This is a genomic window from Pseudomonas sp. Choline-02u-1, assembly GCF_002836515.1.
Classification (GTDB): domain Bacteria; phylum Pseudomonadota; class Gammaproteobacteria; order Pseudomonadales; family Pseudomonadaceae; genus Aquipseudomonas.
Window position 1 is genome coordinate 264,672 of sequence record NZ_PJBC01000060.1, and the last position, 19,906, is coordinate 284,577.

The 19,906-nt window shown below is 60.2% G+C and carries 20 protein-coding genes; 6 read left to right on the forward strand and 14 right to left on the reverse strand.

Going from position 1 to position 19,906, the window contains the following annotated elements:
- Window positions 1-4: 4 nt before the first annotated feature.
- Window positions 5-1,294 (reverse strand): hypothetical protein, encoded by a 1,290-nt coding sequence (locus tag CXF97_RS17475; RefSeq protein WP_101159566.1) that lies wholly within the window; start codon window positions 1,292-1,294, stop codon window positions 5-7.
- A gap of 253 nt (window positions 1,295-1,547) precedes the next feature.
- On the reverse strand, window positions 1,548-1,814 hold the full coding sequence (locus tag CXF97_RS17480; protein ID WP_101159567.1) for a hypothetical protein: 267 nt from the start codon (window positions 1,812-1,814) through the stop codon (window positions 1,548-1,550).
- A 318-nt stretch (window positions 1,815-2,132) separates the two neighbouring features.
- Between CXF97_RS17480 and CXF97_RS17485 the strand changes: the two genes are divergently transcribed.
- Entirely contained in the window at window positions 2,133-3,458 is a 1,326-nt protein-coding gene (locus CXF97_RS17485) for a sigma-54 dependent transcriptional regulator (RefSeq protein WP_101159568.1), read from the forward strand.
- 89 nt (window positions 3,459-3,547) lie between these two features.
- Here CXF97_RS17485 and CXF97_RS17490 read toward each other — a convergent pair whose 3' ends face one another.
- The 9 genes from CXF97_RS17490 to CXF97_RS17530 form a co-directional block, all read right to left on the reverse strand.
- Window positions 3,548-4,864 carry a hypothetical protein gene (locus CXF97_RS17490; RefSeq protein ID WP_101159569.1) on the reverse strand — a complete coding sequence of 439 codons (1,317 nt, stop codon included), beginning with the start codon at window positions 4,862-4,864 and terminating at the stop codon, window positions 3,548-3,550.
- Window positions 4,865-4,909: 45 nt separating this feature from the next.
- Window positions 4,910-5,656: a hypothetical protein gene (locus CXF97_RS17495; protein ID WP_101159570.1), complete on the reverse strand. Its 747-nt coding sequence runs from the start codon at window positions 5,654-5,656 to the stop codon at window positions 4,910-4,912.
- 43 nt (window positions 5,657-5,699) lie between these two features.
- Window positions 5,700-6,380, reverse strand: coding sequence for a C39 family peptidase (locus CXF97_RS17500; RefSeq protein WP_101159571.1), 681 nt, complete (start codon window positions 6,378-6,380; stop codon window positions 5,700-5,702).
- 65 nt (window positions 6,381-6,445) lie between these two features.
- Window positions 6,446-7,429 (reverse strand): heme utilization protein, encoded by a 984-nt coding sequence (locus tag CXF97_RS17505; RefSeq protein WP_101159572.1) that lies wholly within the window; start codon window positions 7,427-7,429, stop codon window positions 6,446-6,448.
- A gap of 73 nt (window positions 7,430-7,502) precedes the next feature.
- Window positions 7,503-8,075 carry an adhesin gene (locus CXF97_RS17510; protein ID WP_101159573.1) on the reverse strand — a complete coding sequence of 191 codons (573 nt, stop codon included), beginning with the start codon at window positions 8,073-8,075 and terminating at the stop codon, window positions 7,503-7,505.
- Window position 8,076: 1 nt separating this feature from the next.
- Window positions 8,077-8,526, reverse strand: a complete 450-nt coding sequence (locus CXF97_RS17515) for a hypothetical protein (RefSeq protein ID WP_101159574.1) — start codon at window positions 8,524-8,526, stop codon at window positions 8,077-8,079.
- A 333-nt stretch (window positions 8,527-8,859) separates the two neighbouring features.
- A complete protein-coding gene (locus CXF97_RS17520; RefSeq protein WP_101159612.1) occupies window positions 8,860-9,384 on the reverse strand; it encodes an AAA family ATPase in 525 nt (174 codons plus the stop codon).
- Entirely contained in the window at window positions 9,381-9,944 is a 564-nt protein-coding gene (gene pnuC, locus CXF97_RS17525) for a nicotinamide riboside transporter PnuC (protein WP_101159575.1), read from the reverse strand. Before pnuC ends, CXF97_RS17520 begins: the two co-directional genes overlap by 4 nt.
- A 339-nt stretch (window positions 9,945-10,283) precedes the next feature.
- Window positions 10,284-11,918: a methyl-accepting chemotaxis protein gene (locus CXF97_RS17530; RefSeq protein WP_101159576.1), complete on the reverse strand. Its 1,635-nt coding sequence runs from the start codon at window positions 11,916-11,918 to the stop codon at window positions 10,284-10,286.
- 303 nt (window positions 11,919-12,221) lie between these two features.
- Here CXF97_RS17530 and CXF97_RS17535 point away from each other — a divergent pair, with 303 nt between their 5' ends.
- Together CXF97_RS17535 and CXF97_RS17540 are read left to right on the forward strand one after the other, a co-directional pair.
- Window positions 12,222-13,052 (forward strand): undecaprenyl-diphosphate phosphatase, encoded by an 831-nt coding sequence (locus tag CXF97_RS17535; protein ID WP_101159577.1) that lies wholly within the window; start codon window positions 12,222-12,224, stop codon window positions 13,050-13,052.
- Window positions 13,049-13,477, forward strand: coding sequence for a DUF1294 domain-containing protein (locus tag CXF97_RS17540; RefSeq protein WP_101159578.1), 429 nt, complete (start codon window positions 13,049-13,051; stop codon window positions 13,475-13,477). Before CXF97_RS17535 ends, CXF97_RS17540 begins: the two co-directional genes overlap by 4 nt.
- A 36-nt stretch (window positions 13,478-13,513) precedes the next feature.
- Here the strand turns inward: CXF97_RS17540 and CXF97_RS17545 are convergent, their stop codons facing one another.
- Both CXF97_RS17545 and CXF97_RS17550 read right to left on the reverse strand, forming a co-directional pair.
- A complete protein-coding gene (locus tag CXF97_RS17545) occupies window positions 13,514-13,873 on the reverse strand; it encodes an MmcQ/YjbR family DNA-binding protein (RefSeq protein ID WP_101159579.1) in 360 nt (119 codons plus the stop codon).
- Complete coding sequence (locus tag CXF97_RS17550) at window positions 13,870-14,778, reverse strand: LysR substrate-binding domain-containing protein (RefSeq protein ID WP_039760577.1); 909 nt, start codon at window positions 14,776-14,778, stop codon at window positions 13,870-13,872. Before CXF97_RS17550 ends, CXF97_RS17545 begins: the two co-directional genes overlap by 4 nt.
- Window positions 14,779-14,904: 126 nt before the next feature.
- On the opposite strand from CXF97_RS17550, the gene CXF97_RS17555 reads away from it, so the two are divergent.
- Both CXF97_RS17555 and CXF97_RS17560 read left to right on the forward strand, forming a co-directional pair.
- Entirely contained in the window at window positions 14,905-15,516 is a 612-nt protein-coding gene (locus CXF97_RS17555) for an FMN-dependent NADH-azoreductase (RefSeq protein ID WP_101159580.1), read from the forward strand.
- Window positions 15,517-15,683: 167 nt separating this feature from the next.
- On the forward strand, window positions 15,684-16,721 hold the full coding sequence (locus tag CXF97_RS17560; RefSeq protein WP_101159581.1) for a dienelactone hydrolase: 1,038 nt from the start codon (window positions 15,684-15,686) through the stop codon (window positions 16,719-16,721).
- Window positions 16,722-16,773: 52 nt separating this feature from the next.
- Here CXF97_RS17560 and CXF97_RS17565 read toward each other — a convergent pair whose 3' ends face one another.
- Window positions 16,774-18,477: an amidase gene (locus CXF97_RS17565; protein ID WP_101159582.1), complete on the reverse strand. Its 1,704-nt coding sequence runs from the start codon at window positions 18,475-18,477 to the stop codon at window positions 16,774-16,776.
- 308 nt (window positions 18,478-18,785) lie between these two features.
- Between CXF97_RS17565 and CXF97_RS17570 the strand changes: the two genes are divergently transcribed.
- A complete protein-coding gene (locus CXF97_RS17570) occupies window positions 18,786-19,901 on the forward strand; it encodes an AI-2E family transporter (RefSeq protein WP_101159583.1) in 1,116 nt (371 codons plus the stop codon).
- The last annotated feature ends 5 nt before the right edge of the window (window positions 19,902-19,906 follow it).

Below are 19,906 nucleotides of genomic sequence, written 5' to 3' on the forward strand. Positions count from 1 at the left end.
ATACTCACTGATTCAGATAACGCGCGACCATTGCCCGGTAGTTGCCATCCAGCGAATACCCGCCGACAACAATGGCGCCGTCCGTTTGCACGGCCAGGGAGTTGGCCGTATCGAGACTTCGGCCCAGTCGCGTGCGCAGCCAGCCGCTACCTTGGCCAAACGCTGGATCGAGGCTGCCATTGCGTTGATAGCGGGCGACCATGAAGTCCGCCTCGACCCCGCCGATGGTCGCCCCGACAGCGATAATTCGACCGTCGCTCATCAACTGGGCGGCGTTCCACTGGCAGCCACTGGGACCGATATCCAGCACTTGGGGCAGGCCATGGTGACAATGCGAGTCCGGACGGCCGTTGGCGTGCAGCACAAATGTCAGGCAGCGGATCGGATCGCGGCTGCTGCCGAAACAAAGCAGCCTGTCGTCGGAGTCGATGATCTGACTGACCTGTGCGCTATTGCCGTGCGCCTTGAAGGCCAAGAAGCCGTCCACGGCAAAGTGCTCATCCAGGCTTCCATCGGGGCGATACACCGCCAGCAGGCCTTGTTGCGGGAAGTCGATGGAACCTGCGACGACGATGCGCCCATCCTGCTTCAACAGCAGCGTGCTCAACCAGGTATTGAGCAGCAGGTGGCGGACCATGACAAATCCGCGCCCGTTGAACGATTCATCCAGACGGCCATCGGGCTGCAGACGAATCAGCATCCCGGCGTGATCGGCGAGGCTGAAATGATGGTTGGCGATCAGTACAATGCGGCCGTCTTCCTGCACCGCGAAATCACAGGCTTCGACACCCGGCACGCCCGGCGGCAACCAGTTGTCGCGGGTGCCGATGGACAGTTCGCCGGGAAGCCGCACGACCTGGAAGCCGTCATCGCCAAAGGTTCGGTCTGGTTGGCCGTTGGCATCAAACAGGGCGAGGGCGGGCAGGGTGCGATGGGCGTTTTCATAATGCAGGCCCGCCAGCAGCGTCCTCCCGTCAGGTAACACCTGAACCTTGCCGGCCCTGGCCTCGAAATCTCCGACGAAGCTGCCGATCACGCTGCCCTGACTGCCAAAGGACAAATCCGCCGAACCATCGGCCAGCAGCCGCGCCACGCCAAAACGACTGCCTCTTGGCGTGCCAACCTTGGCGGCGACCAGAATCCGTCCCTGTGCATCAAGCGCGACATGCTGGGTCTGGCTGGACAGACTGCCGGCGAAGTACACCTGCGCGATACCGCCAATAGCGAACGACAGGTCGAGCGAGCCGGAGTTGTTCCATGCAGTGGGCAGCGCATAAGTGTTCAGGGTAGTCATGCACGCGTCTCCTTGCGAGTGAACCGATACCCAGTGATTGGGAGGCTGACTGCACGAGCGAAACATTCAATCCCTGAACCGCAAGAAGTACAACTGGGCAAATCAACAGAACGACGGTCGCACTGTGCCAGAACAGTGTCTTGTTGAACCAGTCGCAAGCGAGCCAAGTATTCAAGCAACCTGACCCGGGAACTAACGGTTTCCGGCAATAACAAGGGCGGATGACTTCAAGTCATCCGCCCTTGTTCGATCATCAGTGTGGCATCGACCAGGATTGCAACAGGTGGCCGTCTTCGCTTAGTTCGGCGCGGGCCTGCTGCAGCAGTTGCTCAAGTTGCGCCGGATCAGAGTAGGCGCTGCTCGGAATCTGTTTGCGACCGATGTGGGAATTGGTGCGGTCGACGACGGTCAGGCTCAGTTCGCCATTGCCGTCTTGTGGCGCCCAGGCCACGCACTGGAAAGGCTTGAACGCGTGGTTGGCAATCAAAAGGGCTTCGTTGATACGGAGCGGGGCAGTCATGGGTTCTTCTCTCTATTAGCGCCCAATCAAGTGATGTGCCGTCGGTTGGGCTTACCGTGCGGCGGGTTACTTGTACTGATGCACGCAACCGGGGGGTGGGTCACAAATGACACAAAGATTTTTAACTTAAGTGCGCGCGAATCAAGATCATTAAATAGTCGATAGCTAACTAACAACTGCAGTTCTTATAACTACTTTCACACCTCGCCTATAAGCAATCGGTACAAGCCTGCGTCAATATCTTGCTAGTGTTACAACCGGGTCTGCCAAACGACTGTTTTTACGATCATTTATCAAATTTGGCGCCAAGGAACAGTCATGAGCGAAGCGCCTGCGTCGAGACGTTTACTGGTGGTCGATCCCTGCGACGACTGCCATCGCCTGTTGCCCGGATTGCGCGCCGTGGGCTGGGATGTCGACAGTTGCAATTTGGAAAACGCCGCCGCTCGCGCCTGTGATGTCGGCCTGCTGCGCCTGCAACCTTTTCATCTGGAGCGTCCCGAGGCGGTCAAAGAGCTGATCAGCCGCAGCGGCACCGAGTGGATCGCCGTGCTCAACCAGGAAGTCCTGCGTTTACAGAATGTCGGTGACTTCGTCTGTGAATGGTTTTTCGATTTCCACACCTTGCCCTTCGATGTTTCACGCGTCCAGGTAACCCTCGGCCGCGCGTTCGGCATGGCGCGCTTGCGCGGGCAGGGGACGATCCATGTCGACCAACCCGAACACGAATTGCTCGGCGACAGCAAACCGATCCGCGAACTGCGCAAACTGCTGAGCAAACTGGCGCCCACCGAGTCACCCGTGCTGATTCGCGGTGAAAGCGGCACTGGCAAGGAACTGGTCGCCCGCACGCTGCATCGTCAATCCCAGCGCCATAACAAACCATTCGTAGCGATCAATTGCGGGGCAATTCCCGAGCACCTGATCCAGTCCGAATTGTTTGGCCATGAGAAAGGCGCTTTTACCGGCGCGCATCAGCGCAAGGTCGGGCGCATCGAAGCCGCCAATGGCGGCACGTTGTTCCTCGATGAAATTGGCGATCTACCGCTGGAACTGCAAGCCAGTCTGCTGCGTTTTCTCCAGGAAAAGCACATCGAGCGGGTAGGCGGCAGTCAGCCGATACCGGTGGATGTACGCGTGCTGGCAGCAACTCACGTTGACCTGGAAGCAGCGATCGAGAAGAAGCGTTTTCGCGAAGACCTGTATTACCGGCTCAACGTCCTGCAAGTGGTGACCGCGCCCCTTCGCGAACGCCATGGCGACCTGTCGATGCTGGCCAACCACTTTTCGCATTTCTACAGCCATGAAACCGGGCGCCGGCCTCGTAGCTTCAGCGAGGATGCGTTGATCGCGATGGGCAAGCATGACTGGCCGGGAAATGTGCGCGAGCTGGCTAACCGGGTAAGGCGCGGTTTGGTTTTGGCGGAGGGGCGGCAGATTGAAGCCCGGGATCTGGGATTGATCAGTCAGCATTCCATTGCTACCCCAATGGGCACGCTGGAGGATTACAAAACCCGGGCGGAACGGCAGGCGTTGTGTGATGTGTTGAATAGGCACAGTGACAATTTGAGTGTGGCCGCGAAAGTCCTCGGAGTTTCGCGGCCTACTTTTTATCGGTTGTTGCACAAGCATCAGATTCGTTGATTAGCTGAAGATCAACGGATCGCAACCTTCTGCAGCTCCTGCACGGAACAATGTAAGAGCTGCCGAAGGATGCGATCTTTTGCTTTGCGTTAGAAGTAATACGGGAATTTCAGGCTGAACGAAAAGTCCGGTGCATCATCGGTCATGCCAATCGACAAGTTAGGCACGATCGTCAGGTTGTCCGTGGCTGCAATGGTCATGCCGACGTTGAAGTAACCGGCGTTGGCGTCACTCGACACTACCGACTCCCAATCACCGCCGTCCTGCTTCAGCTTGCTTTTGCGCTGCACCAGATCGGAGACCGAGAACGACATACTCATCTTCTCATTGAGTGCGAAGGCGATACCGGCGCCGATCTGGAAGCTGTCGCCGATGCGCACTTTGCCTGGGGTTTTCTGATTGATGGTGGAGCTGATGTCGTCGAACGACTCTTCGAGGTTGTGCGTGTAGGAAAGGCTGCCGAACAGCACCGCCGGGTCGAAGGTCTTGACCAGCGAGATGCCTGGGGTGATCGACCAGACGCCGTTGCCGGTGGGCAGGGTATCGGGGACGAACAGGTTGGAGTTGGCATCGGTCTGGCGCAGTTTGATGCCGAACGGGTCTTTGCCGGTTGGCGCCTTGACGCGCAGGGTGACAACGGCGTCCGGGGTATTGACCGACTCGTCGAGGAACTTGTAGGCGATACCGAAGTTGACGTCGCCAATGGTTGGATCCTTGGTCACGGTTTCTTCAGTAGTGACACCGGCCGCGCCCTGGTTGCCGCCACCGGATTGGTAAGTCGACTCGCGGTACACCACCGGCACGTTCAGATCGAACTGCCAGCGGTTGTCGAAGTTATAGCGGCCGGTGAGGTCCAGGGTCCAGGTGTCGGCCTTGATCCGGTCGAGGTTGATGTTGCCGAGGAAGATTGAATCCAGCGCAAGGAAACCGTTGAGGATCAACTGGCGGGTGTCGTAGCGCGAATAGGTCAGGCCGGTTTCGACGCTGAACTTGCCCCCACCGAAGAAGCCGCTGGCTTCGTCATACAGGTTGGAAACACTCTGCGCCGGTTGCGAATCGTCGGCCAGCGATTGACCGTAGGAAGCACCGCTGCCCCCGGCGGCGCCTCCCGATGCAGCGGCCGCACCGGTGCCTGTGGCGGCTCCGGCGGCGACGCGATTGCCTTTCATGTCGGACGGCGATTTGGCCAGCCGTTTTGGCGGTGGGGCGGCGGGTTGTTCTTCTACCTGGCGGACCCGTTGTTCAAGTACCGCCAGGGCTTGTTGTTGTACTTCGTATCGTTGTTTCAGTTCCAGAAGTTCCCGTTTCAGGGCTTCTACGTCGGCGTCGGGTGCTGCTTGCAGCATTGCCGCCGGAAGAAGGGTACTCAAACACACTGCAGCACGCAGTGATACTGATCGATACATGAATAAGCCGTCCCTTTAAGCCCAATGATCGAGACTCAGCGTAGTTCAATATCCGATATTGCGTAGGGCCCCGAGTTGAGTCAGGTTGCAGTCCAGTGCACCGGCGCTTCTGCCGTTATTGTTAAGTACGACGTTGAGTTGCGTGAGGTTGTTGACCACGTTGGCGCTGCCCAGCAAGCGGGTGTTCTGCAGCAGCCCGCCCTGCGCGACCTGTTGCAGCGCGGTGCCTTGGTTGCCGCTGGCCTGAATCGCCATTTGCACGCCACCGCCATTGGCTGAAACCGCAACACTGCCGGCGCCGTTGCTGCCGGTAATGGTCTGACCGGCGACGAGCGCCTGACCTTGCGACGGCGCCAGTGCCGGCGCCTGACTGGCTTCGCTGACATTGATCGCGACATTGTTGTTGGCGGTGTTGCTATCGCCCGCCGCGCGCACGCTTTGGGTCACGCCTTGCGTGCTGTTGAGGCCGGCGCCGCCGATGACAGTGCCGGTGCCCAAGGTGGGCGTGCTGCCGTTGCCCGACTCCTTGATGGTCGAGACATAGAACTCCGGTTTGACGGTTGCAGCCTGGATCTGCATCGAGGTTGCGGCCCCGATCAAGTCGCCGCTGGCGTTGCGCCAAGTGCTGCTCATGACAATGCCGAAGCTGATGATCCGCCCCGGCATGACGTAACGACCGCGCAGCTCGGCGAGCTCCTGGTCTTTGATTTCGATGGGCTTGAATCCGGCATGGGCAAAACCTGACGCACTCGCGGCCAGGCAGGCGGCGGCCAGCCAGTATGAGGTTTTCATCTGCAGCTCCCGGGACGTCCAGTCCCATTCTCTAACTCGGCGATTAAAAGAAGTCGCTCTGAATGAACCCGAAATCCATCAATTCCGCATCTTTGACCGGGTTGAAACCGTCCAGCGAGTTCTTCGCCGTCAGCGGCACCGGAGGGCTGCGCAAGGCGTTGGCCTTGTCGTAACCGGGGCCGACGATGGCAAAGACAATGCCGTTCCAACCTTTGACAAAGTCATCGTGCTTGTAGCGCTTGTGACCCAGAACCGGATCACCGATGTAGACCCAGTCCTTGTCCGAACGCTGCAGGACGACGAAGTGCTTGTAGCCGCGAATGTCCATCAGAACCACCACCGGAATGGTCACCGCTTCGAGTTTCTCGGGCGGGATCCGGTAACCACGGGCGCGCATGCCGATACTTTCTACGTAGCGCTTCATGTCGAGCATGGAAAAACCCTGGGTTCGCACCAGGTCCTGGTCAGCGTGGACCAGCATGCCTTTGATGATGTGCTCCTCATCGACGTCGAGCCAATAGGCCTGGCGCAGGACCGTCGCCAGTGCAGCCGCGCCGCAGCTGAAATCGGTTTTCTGTTCGACGATGTCGGCAAACTTGCGCTCACGAATACTTTGCACGTCCTTGTAGACCAGCACGCCACCCGGCAGGGCAGCGACGGGCATTTGCGCCGCCTGAGTCAGACCGCACAGACAAAGCAGAGCGAGGAGGGCAGGAGTCCGCATGATCGAATACGCCTGGTGGAACCTGGGAAAAAGCCCCGTTGCCGGGGCTTTCGTTTCGATCGCGATTACATGCAGGCCTTGCAACCTGCAGCGATGGACAGCGAGTTGCTTTGTTGGTTGCCGACACCGGCCGAGACGTTGGCTCCACCGTTACCGGAGAAGTTGTTCATCGAGTTGGTCATGTTGGCGTTGTTGACGACAGGGGTTTTCCAGCCGTCTTTGGTCAGCACTTGTTGGGTGGTGACGCCAGCGAGGCCAAAAGTACCCACGGCTTCGAACTTGGCTTTTTGATCATCGTTACCGCCGTGGCCGCCGCCACGGTTACCCCAACCGCCATGGTTGTCGTCTTCGATGGTCGCGGTGCCTTTGGCTTTGAACGTGCCAGCGGCTGCATAAGTACCGGTAAGGGTGTCGGTTTTGTATGCCTGCACGCCTTTGTTTTCTACAACCAGGCCAGTCGAGGACTGGTTGGCTGAGGCTGCAGCGGTGGCTACACGACCGCCGGACACAGCGATGGCGAGGTTGTTTTTCTGTTGGTTGAAGTTGCCCGAGCTCACGTTGATGCCGATGTTGCCCGAACCGTTGTTGCCGGCATTGTTGAGCGTGGCGTTGTTGAAGGTGGAGGAGTTTTTCACGTAGTTGTTGTTGTTCACCTGAGTCGCGCTCGAGGCTGCAACAGCATTGCCGAAGATGAAGCTTTCGTCAGCGGTGGCCAGCGCCGCAGCGTTGTCCTGTTGGTTGCCGTCGCCGGCTGCAACGTTGGCGCCCATGTTGCCGTTGGAGCCGTTGAGCGAGTCGCTGGCATTGGCGTTGTTCAGGGTGCCCTGGTTTTTTACCACGTTGCCGTCGCTGTTTTGCGCGTCGAGTACAGCGGCGCCAGCGCCTGCGGTGATCTGCAGCAGTTGTTCAAGGTTGGGTCCCTGAGGCTGGCCGTGACCATTGCCGTGACCATTGCCATGCCCGTTACCACGACCGTCGGCCTGTGCTGCCATTGCCATCACTGCTGCGAGTGCGAAAACCAGTGGTTTGAGAGCCATTGTAGGTTTCATGGTTGTTTCTCCGTCGTGCTTATTAGTTGGTTAAGTGTTGGGACTTTTCTAATTGCACTGCTTGGTGTTTGGGTCAGTCAGCGACCCGGATGCTCAGGGTGTTAGCCATGCGGTTCCCCACCCCGGCACTCTGGTTCACCTGAATTACCCCGCGGCTGCCGGTGAAGGCCTGATCACTGGTTGTGACCTGGCGACTGCCGATTGAGGTACCAGTTGCTCCTGAGCTCGGTAAAAACGCCACGTTCTGTTGCGAAAGGGCGCTGTCGTCAACGCTCTGCGGGCCGGCACTGATGCTGACCCGGGTAACGTTGGCCATTTGATTGTTGGCGCCGGCGCCCTGGTTCACGCCGAGGATGCCGTTGCCATTGCTGAAAGAGCTGCCGCCGATGTTGGCGCTCGCGTCGATGGCGCGGCTGGCGGGCGCGTCGATGTTCTGCCTGACGCGGGTGCTGGCATGGGATTCGGTGCCGATGGCAATCGCCTTGACGTTGGCTTGTTGCATTTGATCGCCGGCGGCCTGGTTGACGTTGAAGTTGCCGCGATACTGCGCACCGGAATCCTGAATATTTGCCTTGTTGACCGAAGCCGGATCGGCCATGGCGCTGGTGCAGCCGAGCAGGGCGAGAAGCAGCAGGGTGCGATTCATGTCATTGGCCTCCGGCCATGCGAGTCAGAGGCGCCAGCCCGGTGCTCATCGCGCGGTTGACAGTGTTGGAAATCGACGCGCCGGAGCCACCGCCACTGCCAGTGCGCATACCGGGCAGGCCGTTCTGGTTGGTCAGGGTGTTCATGCCGGGCAGGTTGGAACTGGGCGTGCTCATGTTGCCGCGAATCGATGAGCCGCTGGCGACGCTGGCGAAATCGCCATCGCTGAGTTCGGTGCTGCTGAGGGTCTGATTGATCCGCGCCGAAGGGTTGGCGTTGACCGTGGTCGGGTAGGGGTCTTTACCGCCATTGCGGCCGATCGGGATCGGCTGAACATCGCGGTTGAGAACGATCACGCCGTTGCCTTCAGCCTGGGCGCCGACGCTGATCAATGCGCTGGCTGCTGATCCGATCAGCAGGAGGCAGGTCAGGCTTTTATTGAATGTCCCCACGGCTGCGATTCCTTCTTCAGTGGGCTGGGTTGTTCAGCGTTGTGAAGGAGAGAGCGAAAGCTGTGCCGGTTTTGAATTGATCTGTGTTTTCAGTTACTTGGCTGATCTGCAGGATGGCCTGTAGCGGGCACTGTTTCAGCGCTGAGACACCTCAGTGGGCGAGGGAATGGCGACTGGCGTTACAAAGCTCTGGAACAAGGGTTTGCGCCGATGTGTTTCATCGACGTAACAGAGGACGTGACGCAGCCATGAACCACGTTTGGACGGGGGCTTTGCGCGCTCAGGAGTGTTTCAAAAACGGACAGATGTGCTCGAAATGGCGGCGTGTTGACCTTAATCGGACAGCAAACGCTCGACCGCCGCGAACGCTTGAGTCTGACGTTCGACCCAGTTGCCTTCGATGACTTGCAGCGACTGGTGGTGCTGAATCAACCAGGCGCGGGTGGCTTCGTAGAAGGCCATGCGATCTTCAAGATTTGGTTGGCAGCGCTGGCCATCTTCGGCCCAGTCGATCTGTTGCGGCGACAGCAGCAGGTGCAGGTCGTAATGGCGTGTGAGCAATTCGGGTTCCAGCCAGGCGGGGCAGTCACCGAACAGGGTCTGACTCCAGAGAATGTTGCTCAGCAGGTGAGTGTCGAGGATCAGCAGGGAGGGCTGTTTCGCACGCGCCAGATCTTCCCATTGCAACTGGCCTCGGGCGATGTCGGGGATATCCGCCAAACAGGTGTCGCGGGGATTTTGCTCGATGAACCGACGCACATATTCATCAACGCGCACGCCGCCGAAGCGCTGTTCCAACCCTGCCGCCAGCCAGCTCTTGCCGGTGGATTCCGGGCCCGTGAGCACGACGACTTTCATGTGCGCAACGCCGGATCGGCGCGCCATTCTCGCCAGCCTTGTACGGCGAGCAGGGTAAACAGCGCATAGAGGCCAGCAGTCAGGTACAAGCCTTTATAGATGAACAGGCCGACAAAAATGACATCCAGGACAAACCACAGCGCCCAGCATTGCAGGCGTTTCTGCGCCATCCACAGTTGCGCGACCAGACTGAAACCGGTGAGCGCGGCATCGAGCCACGGCTGCGCGGCGTCGGTCCAGTGCGCCATCGCCGCGCCCAGCAGTACGCTGCCGATCGCACCCGTGGTGAGGCCCAGCAGCAACGAGCGCGTGTCGAGGCGGCTGACTTCGCGACCGTCATGCATCGTCCCGGCGCGGGTCCATTGCCACCAGCCATAGATCTGCAGCGCGGCGTAGATCACTTGCAGCAACATGTCCGAATACAGCTTCACTTCAAAGAAGATCCAGCTGTAGAGCAACACCATGACCAGCCCGATGGGCCAGCACCACGGGTTCTGTTTGACTGTCAGCCACACGGCAATCACACCGAGGGCAGCGGCGAACAGTTCAAGCCCGGACATGAAGATTCCTTTGGGGGAATGAAGAAGGGGGCGGATTGTACTGCATTCACCCAAACACTGAAGAACCCGCTGGGAACGAACCTGCTCGCGAAAGGGCCTGTCCAGCCGACATCTTCTTCGCCTGACCCGCCGCTTTCGTGAGCAAGTCCACTCCCACAGGGGTTGTGGTTATGCGCGGATTCCCGCCAACCCCACCCATCTCATGTGGGAGCGGGCTTGCTCGCGAAGACATTGAGTCAGACACAGCAAATTCGCCTGACCGGCCGCTTTCGTGAGCAAGCCCAGTCCCACAGGGGTTGCGGTTATGCGCGGATTCCCGCCAACCCCACAGGTTATGGGTCAGACCCGGAACTGGCGCAGCAGCCCGTTGAGCTGTTCGCTCAGTTGCCCAAGCCGCAGACTGGCCGCACTGGATTGCTCCGCCGCCAACGCCGTGCTGTGCGAAAGGCCGGCCGCCTGGGTGACGTTCTGATTGATGTCTTCAACCACATGCGCCTGCTGCAACGTGGCGCTGGCGATCGAAGCATTCAGGCCATTGAGATTACGCAACGCCTGGCCAATTGCATTGAGGCTCGCACCGGCCAGTCCCGCCTGTTCAATGGTCAATTGCGAGGCCTTGCTGCTGTCGCCGATCACCTTCACCGCAGCTTCGGAGTGATTCTGCAGGCGCTCGATCATCGACTGGATTTCCGCTGTCGACTTCTGCGTGCGCTGGGCCAGCAAGCGCACCTCATCGGCCACCACGGCAAATCCGCGTCCTTGCTCACCCGCACGCGCCGCCTCGATCGCGGCATTGAGCGCCAACAGGTTGGTTTGTTCGGCAATCGAGCGAATCACTTCCAGCACACTGCCAATTTGCGTGCTCTCGGCCGCCAGCGTGCGAATCACTTCCACCGCCTGATCGATCGTGCCGGACAACTTGTCGATCTGTTGCAGGCTGCCGTCAATGTTGATCTGCCCCTGTTGCGCCTGCGCTTCGGCATCGCGCATTTCTGCGGCGGCGTGTTCGGCGTTTTTTGCCACGTCCTGCACGCCGTAAGTGACTTCGTTGATCGCTGTGGCCACCAGTTCCATCTGCTGCGATTGCTGCTGACTGCGCTCTTGCGCCTGCGAGGCGTCGTTGCCCAGGTCACTGGAAGACTGGCCCAAGGCGCTGGCTGAAACCTGCAAATCACCGATGACTCTGCGCAACTTGGCGGTGAAAGCGTTGAAGTGATGAGCAAGCTCAGTGACTTCATCCTTGCCATGGGTATCGAGGCTGCGGGTCAGGTCGCTCTCGCCGCTGGCGATGTTGGCCATCGCATTGACGGTCTCCTGCAGCGGACGAACGATGCTGCGGGCGATGAGAATCACCAGCAGCGCCATGATCAGCGCAATCGCCAGACCGATTGCCGAGGCCTTGATCATCTGCCCCTTGAATTCGGCCTGCACATCGTCGACGTATACGCCGGAACCGATCACCCAACCCCACGGCTCGAACAGTTTCACGTACGAGGTCTTCGCTACGGGATCCGTCGCCCCCGGTTTCGGCCAGCGATAATCAACCATGCCGGCACCTTTGGCCTTGGCGATAGCGACCATTTCATTGAACACCGCAAAGCCGTCCGGGTCGCGGATCGCCGAGAGATTCTGGCCTTCGAGTTTGGGATTGGTCGGGTGCATGACCATCACAGGCGTGAGGTCGTTGATCCAGAAATAATCGCTCTGGTCGTAGCGCAGGCCACGGATTGCGGTCAGCGCCTGCTTTTGCGCCGCGTTCCGGGTCAGGGTGCCGGCGGTTTCCAGGCCATGGTAATAGGTCAGCAGCCCTCTGGCGGTCTGCACCACGTGTTGGGTTTTCTGCGCCTTGGCGTGATAGAGGTCGTCGTGGATCTGCTTGAGCATCAGCACGCCCAAGGTCAGCAACATGACCACCGCCACAATCAAGATGAGCCACAAGCGTCGGCTGATCGACACACTGCGCAAGCTGTTCATAACGCTGTCACTCCGGATTCTTGTTCTTGTAATAAATGATCGCCAGCATCCAGCCGCAGCTGAGTGCTCGGGGCTGCGCCAGCCAAGCCACGTCGCGCAGGGAGCGCTATTAAGGCTTGTCTGTTAGGATTTCGGCCCCGCGCGCGAAAACCTGAACCCGGTTTTGATATTTCACGGAATTTTTACTGATTCGTGTGGATCCTGTGCGCGCGCAATCGCTACAGCTTTTACCGGCTACGCTGGACGCAGTGAACGAAAAAATACTATCGGGGCATGCCTCGCGCATCGCTCTCTGGGGGATTGATGGATCTTTGGACCGCCTTGCAGGCACTGATTCTAGGAGTTGTAGAAGGGCTGACGGAGTTTTTGCCCATTTCGAGTACCGGACACCAGATCATCGTCGCCGACTTGCTGAATTTCGGCGGCGAACGGGCCATGGCGTTCAATATCATCATTCAGCTCGGGGCGATTCTCGCGGTGGTCTGGGAGTTTCGCCGCAAGATCCTCGACGTGGTCATCGGCCTGCCGACCCAGCCCAGCGCTCGGCGTTTTACGGCTAATCTGCTGATCGCGTTTTTGCCCGCCGTGGTGCTCGGAGTGATCTTTGCCGATCTGATCCACGAATACCTGTTCAACCCGATTACCGTGGCGGCAGCGCTGGTCATTGGCGGGATCATCATGTTGTGGGCCGAACAGCGCCAACACGAAGTGCATGCCGAAACCGTCGACGAGATCCGCTGGACCGATGCGCTGAAAATCGGTTTCGCGCAGTGCCTGGCGATGATTCCCGGCACCTCGCGCTCTGGCTCGACGATCATTGGCGGCCTGCTGTTCGGCCTGTCGCGCAAGACCGCCACCGAGTTTTCGTTTTTCCTTGCCATGCCAACCATGGTCGGTGCGGCGGTGTATTCGGGCTACAAATACCGCGATCTGTTTGTGCCGGCCGATTTTCCGGTGTTCGCGATTGGTTTCGTCACCGCATTTGTCTTCGCCATGATTGCCGTGCGCGGCTTGCTCAAGTTCATTGGCAACCACAGCTACGCAGCGTTTGCCTGGTACCGGATTGCCTTCGGCCTGTTCATTCTGGCGACCTGGCAGTTCGGCTGGGTGGACTGGTCGGCAGCGAAGGCATGAGTGATTCCCGCATGCGCCGCCCGCAAGGACAACCTTCGGGTGGGCGCCTTCAGCAGGTGAAGTTGAAGCTTGTGGTGCTGCTGGTCGTCTGTGCGCTACCGCTGTTCGGCTCGCTGTCGATGTGGCTGAGCGGCCTTTCACGGGTGCCGCTGGCGGCGTACGGCGCGGTCAGTGTGCTGGCGTTTCTTCTGTACTGGGCCGACAAGCGCAAGGCCCGCGCCGATGCCTGGCGCACCCCGGAAAACATCTTGCACGCGGTAGAGCTGGCGGGCGGTTGGCCGGGTGCGCTGATCGCGCAGCAAGTATTTCGGCACAAGACCCGCAAGGTGTCGTTTCAGATTCTGTTCTGGGTGATTGTGCTGCTGCACCAGGTGTTCTGGATTGACCAGATTTTTCTCGGTTCGAACCTGTTGTCCCTGTTCTGAATCCCGCCGAAATCCCCTGTAGGAGCTGGGCCGCGCTTACAGCAGCAGGCCGATTTGAGCCTTTTTAGGCAACTTGCTCACCACCAATTGATGCGAACGCTGCAACAGGCCCTGCAGTTCCACGGCACCCAGCGGGTAGGGCGGATGCATGATGATCCACTGCGCCCGCGCCAGATACGGCGCCGGATGAATCCCCGGACGGTCGCAATGGCCGAGAAACAGATCCTTGTCGACCTTGAACGCCAGCGAGTCGCCGCGTAATCCCTGCAAGGCAAACATCTTGTTGCCGGCAATCGAGAACACCCGCACGCCGCCCCATTTGTAGTCTTCCCGCGCGCCGGGCAGGGCCAGACAAAACTCGGCAACTTCGGCTTCGCTCATTTTTCCCGGTTTCATAGCAACCGCTCCCCGCAAGCATTGAACGACTCGACCAGATGATCGATCCACGCACGTACCGCGGGCATTACCCCTCGCCGGTGCGGATACACCGCTTGCAGCCAGCCGCCGGGCAATGACCACTCCGGCAGCACCTGCACCAGCGTGCCGTTACGCAGTTCGGTCTCGCAGAACATCATTGGCAGCACGGTAAAGCCCTGGCCGGCCAGCACGCAGGCCTTGCGCACCACGAAGTCATCGATGCCCAGCCGCGCCTCCATACTCAGATCGACGCTCTTGCCTTGTTGGTCGAGCAAACGTACATGGACCATGCGATCGGCTTCCAGGGCGCCGAGTACTGGCAGGGTTTTCAGGTCCTGCGGATGGTTGATGGTCTTGCCCTGCATGAACGCCGGGCTGGCGATCACGACCGCTTGGGCCTGACGCAAGCGCCGCGTGACCAGCAACGGATCTTCATCACCGTGATCGCGCACACGCAACGCCACATCGATACCTTCTGTGACCAGATCGACTCGGCGGTTGAGCAGCACGACCTCCAACTGCACTTGAGGAAACTTGCCGAGAAAATCGCTGATCACCGTCGGCAGCATTTCATGGGCAAGCCCGGTCGGGCACGACACCCGCAAGCGCCCGCGCGGTTCGCTGGACATGCTCGCCACGGCTTCGTCAGCCATTTCGGCTTCCAGCAACATCGCCTGACAGTGGCGCAAATAGCGCTCGCCGACAGCAGTCAGGTTCAGTTGGCGCGTGGTGCGTTGCAACAGACGTGCGCCGAGGCGTTCTTCCAGTTCGGCAATTCGTCTTGAAAGCCGCGACTTTGGAATGCCAAGCAGGCGTCCAGCGGCAGCGAATCCGCCGGCTTCGACCACTTTGGCGAAGTAGTAGAGATCGTTGAGGTCCTGCATGTGTGCTTCCAGCCGTTCTATCAGTGGGACGAACTATCGCATTGTCAGCGACTAATCAGCTATTGGTTTGTTGCGTAGGATTGTCTCCATTCCGTCGCCACCGGCGATTCTTTCAGGAGAACCCACATGAAACTGTTGCACATCGATTCGAGCATTCTGGGCGACAACTCGGCTTCCCGTCAGTTAAGCCGTCAAGTCGTCGACGCTTGGCAAGCCGCCGAGCCGAGCGCCGTGGTCACCTACCGCGACCTGGCCGCTGATGCCATCAGCCATTTTTCCGCCAACACACTGGTTGCCGCTGGCACCACGGCTCAATTGCGCGACGCTGCGCAACAGCACGAAGCCGAGCTGAGCGCTTCGACCCTGGCCGAATTCATCGCGGCCGACGCCGTGGTCATTGGCGCGCCGATGTACAACTTCACCGTTCCAACCCAGCTCAAAGCGTGGATCGATCGCGTTGCCGTGGCTGGTCAGACGTTCCGCTACACCGAAGCCGGCCCTGAAGGCCTGTGCGGTGGCAAGAAGGTGGTGATCGTGTCGACCTCCGGCGGCATCCACGCCGGTCAGGCCAGCGGCATCGCTCACGAAGAATATCTGAAGCTGGTGCTGGGCTTCCTCGGCATCACCGATATCGAGATCGTCCGCGCTGAAGGCCTGGCTTATGGCGAAGAAGTGCGCAACAACGCGATGGGCGCTGCGCAAGCGAAGATCAGCGAGCAACTGTTCGCCGCCGCGTAAGGCTTGCGTGAAGAACAGCTACTGTTCAGGCAATCCCCAAAAAACTCTGTATTCTGGTTCTGCAAGGGCCAGATGCGGAGTTTTTTGTTTCCGGCTGTTACATAATCTGGCCCGGGTTATGCAGTTCCGGCACATCAGACGATGTGGTCCAACAGGGTGGGGCGTTCATGAGGCATCTTTGTGCAATGTTGCTGATTTGCCTGCTGGGCAGCCTGAATTCAGTGCAGGCCGCGCCGGGACGCCACCCTGTCTGGAGCGTTGGGTATCACGAAATGACTTTTCTCGACCCGCTTGATCTGCAACCGATGCGCGCCATTGCTTTCTACCCGTCCAGCGACCGCGAGCACATGAGTTTGCTTGAGGGTTACTCGGTCGAGGCCGGCGAAGACACCAAAGTGGCGATGGGGCGTTTCCCGATGTTGATGCTCTCCCACGGCAACACAGGCACGCCGCTGGCCTTGCATGATCTGGCGACATCGCTGGCACGCAAAGGCTTTGTGGTGGTGGCGGTGATTCATCCCGGTGACAACTGGCGGGACCATAGCCGACTCGGCACGTTGAGCAATCTGTACGGGCGGCCGATCCAGATTTCCCGGGCGATCACCGCGACGCTCGCCGATAACATGCTGGCGCCGTTCGTCAATGCTGATCAGGTCGGTGTGATCGGTTATTCGGCGGGGGGCGAGACCGCATTGATACTTTCCGGAGCGCAACCGGATCTGGATCGCCTGCGCCGCTATTGCCAGGAACGCCCGGACGATCACGACGCCTGCAATACGCAGGGCGAGCTGATTGTCGATCGCGACGACTTGCAACCGGTGGCCGATCCACGGGTTCACGCCTTGCTGCTGATGGCGCCGCTGAGCCTCAAATTCGGCCGCCATACCCTCGCCGATGTGCACGTGCCGGTGCTGCTCTACAGCGGCGACGGGGACAAACTGGTGGCCTTCGATAAAAACGCTGCCGCCCTGGCGCGCAAACTGCCTACCGCGCCGGACTTCAAACTGTTGGCAGGGGCAGGCCACTTCGTGTTCCTGGCACCCTGCAATGAAGAGCAGATCCGCGCCATGCCGGCGTTGTGCACCTATGCTGATGGCGTCGATCGCGAGGACATTCACCGCAACCTGATTTCCGAAGCGGGACGGTTTTTTGCCCATGCGCTGGGCAAATCGACGCGGGCAGGAATGCAGACTGCGGATCAGTAAGCCCGCCCCCAACACCCAATCGATGCCGAGAGCGGGCTTGCTGTCGCGCTGATCAGGACAGCGGCGGCGTGCGTGGCGGGATCTGGCGCTTGCTGCCGGTGGATTCGAACGCGGCGGCGAAGCGCAACAGATTCGAATCGTCGTAAGCGCGGCCGGCGAAGGTCAGGCCGACCGGCATACCGATGTCGGCCATCACGCCCATCGGTACGGTCACGGTCGGGACGCCGAGGTGGCGGATCGCGAGGTTGCCGTTGGCCACCCAGACGCCGTTGCTCCAGGCGATGTCGGCCGAGGCAGGATTGATATCGGCATCCGCCGGGCCGACATCGGCGACGGTCGGGAACAGCACCGCGTCGAGGCCGAGCTTGTCCATCCAGTCTTCGAGGTCGACGCGCCGGGTCTGCTCCAGGCCGCGCAGGCCATCGGGCACGGTAGGAATTTCATTCCACGGCGTGATGCCACGTTCGGCCATGCGCACATATTCGTCCATGCCGGCGGCCAGATCGCCTTCGCGGTTGGGTAGGGTGCCCGGGTCGTGCGGGAAGATTTTCGGCCCGTCGACGTCGACCAGGCGGTTGAGTGTCGGGTCGCCATTGGCCTGCAGGAAATCGTCGAACGCCCAGGCAGTCAGATCCCACAGTTCATGGTGGAGGAATTCTTTCGACACTAGCCCACGGGTGAACACGGTTGGCGTGCCAGGACGGTCGCCTTCGCAGTTGGAGACCAGCGGGAAGTCGGTTTCGATAACTTCGGCGCCAGCGGCCTCAAGGGCCTGACGCGCCTGCTGCCACAAGTCGATCACGGACGCGCGGGTGTTGATGCGCTGGCCGGTCGGGCCACCGATGCCGGGGGCTTCGCTGGTGCCGGCGTCCGGGTCGGCATTGATGTACATGCGCGGGATGGCGAAGCGTTTGCCGGCCAGCGCTTTTGCGTCGGCGGCCAGTTCGCGGTACGCAGCCGGGCGTACTTCGCTGACACGCGGGATCGGCACCCAGGGTTGCAGGCGCCACAGGTCGCCACGGGTGTCCGGGTCTTCGGCAACGACCACTTCGAGTACTTCAAGCAAGTCCGCCATGGTCCGCGCGAACGGCACGACGACGTCCATGGTCGGCGTCAACGGCCAGTTGCCGCGCACCGAGATTACGCCGCGCGAAGGGGTGTAGGCGCACAGGCCGTTGTTCGACGCAGGGCCGCGACCGCTCGACCAGGTTTCCTCGGCCAGACCGAACGCAGCGAAACTGGCAGCGGTGGCAGTGCCGGCACCGTTGGACGAGCCAGAGGCGAAGGGCGCAGTGAGGTAAGCGGCGTTGTACGGACTTTCAGCACGACCATAGACGCCGCGCTGCATGCCGCCATTGGCCATCGGCGGCATGTTGGTCTTGCCCAGGCAGATCGCCCCGGCAGCGCGCAGGCGTTCGATGGTGAAGGCGTCGCGATGGGCGACCAGATCAGCGAACGCCGGGCTGCCGGAAGCGGCGGTCAGGCCCTTGACCAGATAGCTGTCCTTGGCGGTGTAGGGAATGCCATCGAGTGGGCCAAGGGTTTGACCTTTGGCGCGGCGGGCGTCGGAGGCGCGGGCTTCGTTCAGCGCTTCAGGATTGCGCACGACGACGGCGTTGAGTGCCGTCGGGGTGTCGGCGCCATCGTAGGCATCAATACGCGCCAGATAGGCTTGCACCAGCTCCACAGCGGTGGTCTGGCCGGATTCGAGGGCAGCGCGCAATTGGGCGATGCAGACTTCGGTGACTTCAATCATGGGGTCACCTGTTGAGCGTGGATGTTCTGGGCAGGGGTATTCATAGCGGTTCTCGTGGCACGGCTTTAAGCGACAAGGTCAAGACTGGCGCCTATTTAACACCATGCGGCGGGCGGAGTAATCGGTGGTGTGATGGTTTTGTTGGTAGGTGGCCTGAGCATTCGTGTTGCCTGACCTTGCGCTTTCCCGAGCAGGCTCGCTCCCACATTGTCTTGTGTAAACCGATAATCCCGCTCTCCACAGGAAGACCGCGCCAACATGTTCTAGGCTCAGCGCATCCGGAATGCTGCGCCCTCAGGAATGTTGCCATGGAAGAGAAGCCGCTGATTGCCTTCAACAGCTCAAAAGCGTTGCTCGACGTGCTGATCCGCGCCGGGTTGATCGCGACCCTGGTGCTGTTCTGCTACGACATTTTTCATCCGTTTCTCAATGTGATGCTGTGGGCGCTGATACTCGCGATCACCCTGTATCCGCTGAACCAGACACTCGGGGCGAAACTCGGCAACCGTTACGGTTGGGCGGCGATTGTGCTGGTGTTGCTGGGGCTGGTAATCCTGCTGGTGCCGCTGAGCCTGCTCGGCGCATCCGTGGCCGATTCGGTGGAGGCGGGCATGCAAACCGTGGAAGCGGGGCACTTCGAGATTCCGCCGCCACCCGCCAATGTTGCCGACTGGCCGCTGATCGGTGCGCCGTTGTATGGCATCTGGATGCACGCTTCGCAGGACCTGAGCTGGGTGTTCAAGGAACTCGCGCCGCACCTGACCAGTTGGGGCCGGGTGCTTTTGCATCAGGCCGCCGGCGTCGGCGCAGGCATCGTGGTGTTTGTCGTGGCGCTGATTGTCGCCGGGCTGATCATGACTCACGGCGAACGTGGCCATCGCACAGCGGTGGCGATCACTACGCGGATTTCCGGCCCGGTGCGTGGCCCGCAGATCGCTCAATTGTGCACCTCGACCATTCGCGCGGTGGCGCAGGGCGTGGTCGGTATCGCCTTCATCCAGATGATTTTGATCGGCGTGGCACTGGTGATCATGGGGGTGCCCGCTGCCGGCATTCTGGCTTTGATGGTGTTGCTGCTGGGCATCATGCAACTGCCGGTTCTGCTGATCACCGTGCCGGTGGTGGTGTTCGTCTTTGCCCATGACGGCGTCGGCGCCGGGACGATCATATTTGCCGTGTGGATGGTGATCGCCGGGCTTTCGGACAACGTGCTCAAACCGATGTTGCTCGGACGTGGCGTGGCTGTGCCGATGCCGGTGGTGCTGATCGGCGCGCTGGGCGGCATGGTCACCAGCGGCATCATCGGCCTGTTCACCGGGCCGGTGATTCTGGCGGTCGGTTATGAATTATTCATCGGCTGGGTTTATCAACCGACCGACGTCAGCGAAGTGCTGGACGAAACCTCCCACGACAATCAGCCATAAGGAAA